This window comes from Skermanella sp. (assembly GCF_059503625.1).
The window spans coordinates 1-2,789 of the sequence record NZ_JCACHA010000334.1; the positions used below are offsets into that span (position 1 = coordinate 1).

Sequence of the window (2,789 nt, forward strand, 5' to 3'; positions counted from 1 at the left end):
GCTGGGCGTGGCGCTGACGCTCTTGTGGGCCAGATCGACGCCCCGGTAGAGGCCGAGCAGGTCGAACGGCGAGTCGAGCCCCATTTCCCGCTCGGTTTCCTCGTCGGGGAAATCCTCGACATGGATCACCACGTTGCCGACGAACCGAAGCAGTTCGGGCGGAATGGTCTGGAGCGCCTCGTCGGCCAGCGATTCGATGTCGGCGATGGTCGGGGCATTGATTCGACTGGTCATTCGGGCGCACTCTCACGGATCGACCGCTACAGCGATACAACAAGGGAGGCTTCAGATGGTGGAAAAACTCGTCGGCGCAAGGCGTCAGGCGGCCCTGGCCGAACTGCACGGCTGGGCCGAGGTCGAAGACAGGGACGCGATCCGCAAGACCTATCATTTTCCCGACTTCGCGACCGCCTGGGGCTTCATGACCCGAGTCGCCCTGAAGGCGGAAAAGATGGATCACCATCCGGAGTGGTTCAACGTCTACAACAGGGTCGAAGTGATCCTGGCGACCCACGATGTGGAAGGCCTGTCCGACCGCGATGTCGAACTGGCCCACCACATGGACGCGATCGCACTGGAGCACGACCGCTAAGTCTGGATAGCCGGATCTTACTTGGGCGCCAGCCGGAGCGCGCCGTCCAGGCGGATCACGTCACCGTTCAGCATGACGTTGCCGATGATGTGCAGGGCTAGGTCGGCGTACTCCGACGCTTCGCCGAACCGGGCCGGGAACGGCACCGAAGCCGCCAGGCTGTCCTGGATCTCCTGCGGCATCGTCAGCAGCATCGGCGTCGCGATCAGGCCCGGCGCTATCGTCATGACCCGGATGCCGAATCGCGCCAATTCGCGCGCCGCCGGCAGGCCGAGCGCTATCACGCCGCCCTTGGACGATCCATAGGCCGCCTGCCCGATCTGGCCCTCGAACCCGGCGACCGACGCCGTGTTGATGATGACGCCGCGCTCCGCCGTTTCCAGCGGGTCGAGCTTGCTCATGTCGTAGGCGGCCAGCCGCATCATGTTGAAGGTGCCGACGAGATTGATGTCGACCACCCGCTTGAAGGCGGCGAGGTCGAGCGGGCCTTCGCGCCCGACGATCCGGCCCGGAGTCGCCACCCCGGCGCAGCTGACCGCGATCCGGGCCGGACCATGGGCGTCGCGCGCCTTGGCGAAGGCCGCTTCCAGGCTGGGGCCGTCGGATACGTCGCACTGTACGGCGATGCCGCCGATCTCGTCGGCAACAGCCTGAACGGCGTCGATATTCAGGTCGAACAAGGCCACCTTGGCGCCTTCGGCCGCAAGGCGGCGCGCTGTTTCGGCACCCATGCCCGAACCGCCGCCCGTGATGACGGCGGCATGATTTTTGACCTTCATCGGTCGCCTCCCTTTACCATGTCTTCTATTCAAGTCTGCCGGCCGGAACGGCCGCATCCCGCTCTTTAGCAGACCGCTGCATCGAATGCAGCAGCCGGGCGATTGTACGGCCGCCGGCACTGCCCATATCTGTTAACCATGAGAACACGAAGCAATTCGGATACCGCCGGCGGCGCCGGGATGGAGCAGGACGAGCGGATGGTCCGCGAGCGATTCTGGAGCAAGCTGCGCTCCTCGGTCGCCCGCATCCCCTTCGCCGAGGATGCCGTGGCATCCTTCTACTGCGCCACGGACAGTTCGACCCCGACCAAGGCCAAGGCGATCCTGCTCGGCGCGCTGGCCTATTTCGTGATGCCGGTCGATGCCGTACCGGACTTCATAGCGTTGCTTGGATTCACCGACGATGCCGCCGTGCTGATGGCCGCCATCCAGACCGTGCGTGCCAACATGAGGCCCGACCACTACGACCGGGCGCGGGAAACTCTCGCGAACCTCGCCCAGTCACCGGAGCAGGCGGATGGCGGCGACAGCCGGGCGGCGGGATAGACGAACCGCGAATCCGCCCTATCTGGTGGCGGATCATGCTGTCACAGACCCCACGCCCCGCCCTCGCCCTCGGCTTCGCCGGGTTGATTCCTTTCTGGTTCGCCGCCGCCTGCGTATGGCTGGCGCCTTCGCCGTGGAACGTCCACGCGCTCCAGATCCAGGTTCTCTACGCAGCGACCATCCTGTCGTTCCTGGGTGCCGTCCATTGGGGACTGGCCGTCGCCAACTATGGCGGTTCGCCGGCAACCTCGGAGAATCCGGCTCCCGCGATGACGTGGTCAAGGCTCGGCTGGGGCGTCGTGCCGCCGCTGGTCGCCTGGGTCGCCGTCTGCATGAACGCGGTACCGTCGCTGGTCACCTTCATCATCGCCTTCGCCGCCCTCTACGCCGGTGACAATGCCGCCGTCCGTGCCGGCCATGCTCCCGGCTGGTATCTGCCGCTTCGCCGCGTCCTGACGGTCCTGGTCATCGCAGCGCTTGCGGTGTCGCTGGCGCGGGTGCTGCTTGGGACCGGCCTACTCGGCGGGGCTGCCGACGGCGGCTGAGGCCGCTGCGGCGGACCGTGCGCGCCGCGCCAGCATCGCTTCGCGCTGGGCGATGTAGATCGTCGAAGCCGCGATGATTCCCGCTCCGATCCAGGCCCACAAGTCCATCGTCTCGCCGAACGCCAGATAGCCCAGCAAGGCCGCGAAAGGCAGCTTGGTGTAGTCGAACGGCATCATCGCGGAAGCGTCGGCCAGGGTAAAGGCGCGGGTCAGGGCCAGATGCCCCAGCGTCGCGATGCCGCCCATCAGCACCAGCCAGACCAGCATGCCCCAACTGGGCCACGACCAGACGAACAGCGCCGGCACCAGCGACATCGGGGTCAGGAA

6 protein-coding genes are annotated in these 2,789 nt (G+C 66.3%); 3 read left to right on the forward strand and 3 right to left on the reverse strand.

The features are described from left to right. A partial coding sequence (locus AC5JJ6_RS07655) for a metallopeptidase family protein (RefSeq protein ID WP_496041467.1) occupies positions 1-234 on the reverse strand: 234 nt, incomplete at its 3' end. Between AC5JJ6_RS07655 and AC5JJ6_RS07660 the strand changes: the two genes are divergently transcribed. Beyond that, a complete protein-coding gene (locus tag AC5JJ6_RS07660; protein ID WP_496041468.1) occupies positions 206-592 on the forward strand; it encodes a 4a-hydroxytetrahydrobiopterin dehydratase in 387 nt (128 codons plus the stop codon). The genes AC5JJ6_RS07655 and AC5JJ6_RS07660 overlap by 29 nt on opposite strands. Positions 593-609: 17 nt before the next feature. On the opposite strand, the gene AC5JJ6_RS07665 is transcribed toward AC5JJ6_RS07660, so the two are convergent. Further along, complete coding sequence (locus AC5JJ6_RS07665) at positions 610-1,371, reverse strand: SDR family NAD(P)-dependent oxidoreductase (protein ID WP_496041469.1); 762 nt, start codon at positions 1,369-1,371, stop codon at positions 610-612. Positions 1,372-1,509: 138 nt separating this feature from the next. Between AC5JJ6_RS07665 and AC5JJ6_RS07670 the strand changes: the two genes are divergently transcribed. Next, on the forward strand, positions 1,510-1,917 hold the full coding sequence (locus AC5JJ6_RS07670) for a YkvA family protein (protein ID WP_496041470.1): 408 nt from the start codon (positions 1,510-1,512) through the stop codon (positions 1,915-1,917). A 35-nt stretch (positions 1,918-1,952) separates the two neighbouring features. Beyond that, the gene (locus AC5JJ6_RS07675) at positions 1,953-2,462 is read left to right on the forward strand and encodes a DUF3429 domain-containing protein (RefSeq protein ID WP_496041471.1); all 510 of its coding nucleotides are present in this window, start codon (positions 1,953-1,955) and stop codon (positions 2,460-2,462) included. On the opposite strand, the gene AC5JJ6_RS07680 is transcribed toward AC5JJ6_RS07675, so the two are convergent. Next, on the reverse strand, positions 2,433-2,789 hold a 357-nt coding region (locus tag AC5JJ6_RS07680; RefSeq protein ID WP_496041472.1), incomplete at its 5' end, for an EamA family transporter. The two genes, AC5JJ6_RS07675 and AC5JJ6_RS07680, sit on opposite strands and share 30 nt — an antisense overlap.

Coding starts and splice junctions, on each gene's coding strand:
- AC5JJ6_RS07660 (WP_496041468.1), top strand. CDS start 206: ATGGTCGGGGCATTGATTCGACTGGTCATTCGGGCGCACTCTCACGGA.
- AC5JJ6_RS07665 (WP_496041469.1), bottom strand. CDS start 1,371: ATGAAGGTCAAAAATCATGCCGCCGTCATCACGGGCGGCGGTTCGGGC.
- AC5JJ6_RS07670 (WP_496041470.1), top strand. CDS start 1,510: ATGAGAACACGAAGCAATTCGGATACCGCCGGCGGCGCCGGGATGGAG.
- AC5JJ6_RS07675 (WP_496041471.1), top strand. CDS start 1,953: ATGCTGTCACAGACCCCACGCCCCGCCCTCGCCCTCGGCTTCGCCGGG.